This is a genomic window from Kineococcus indalonis, from assembly GCF_009906395.1.
In the GTDB taxonomy this organism is placed as follows: Bacteria; Actinomycetota; Actinomycetes; order Actinomycetales; family Kineococcaceae; genus Kineococcus; species Kineococcus indalonis.
Genome location: NZ_JAAALM010000984.1, coordinates 1 through 575, shown reverse-complemented (window position 1 = coordinate 575; position 575 = coordinate 1). Strand labels below are relative to the sequence as shown.

Below are 575 nucleotides of genomic sequence, written 5' to 3'. Positions count from 1 at the left end.
GGTTCCGCGGTGGCGCCGCCGACCCCCGCCGCGGCCGCGAGCAGCGCCGCTGCCGCCCGGTGCGCCGTGCGGGCGGCGGGGCGGGGCGCGGGCCGGTGCTGGGTGCCGTTCACTCCACGTGCTCCTCGTCGGTGCCCTCGAACGGGCGGGCGCGGCCGTCGCCGCCGGCGCGCAGCTCGCGCAGGCCCACGATGCCCAGCAGGGTCGTCGGCACGACGACGTCCACGTGGGCCACGACGACGGTGCGGCGGCCCCGCGGGTCGCCCTCGGCGGTGGTGCCGCGGAAGCAGCCGGCCGGGTCCACGAGCGGGCCGCCGGCCTCCGCGGCGGCGCGGCAGTAGGCGGTGACCCGCTCGGCGACCCGCTCCTCCGGCAGCAGCCGCAGGTCCGGCGCGTCGAGCTCGACGGCCGCGGCCCCGGCGCGGGCGGCCTCCTCCGCGTAGGCGATCGCCCGGGCGCGGGCGGTCAGCTGGCGGGAGGCGTCGACGACCAGCCCGGCCAGCAGCAGCAGCACCAGGGCCAGCACCGGCACGGCCGGGGCGATGGAGCCTTCCTCCCGGTGGGCGGGGGCCGGC

General features: G+C 81.9%; 1 protein-coding gene. It reads right to left on the bottom strand.

Translation table 11 applies throughout. From position 1 onward, the window contains the following. Positions 1–109: 109 nt before the first annotated feature. Positions 110–575, bottom strand: a 466-nt coding sequence (locus GTR00_RS22320; protein WP_205706441.1) for a pilus assembly protein TadG-related protein, incomplete at its 5' end; no start/stop codon positions are given.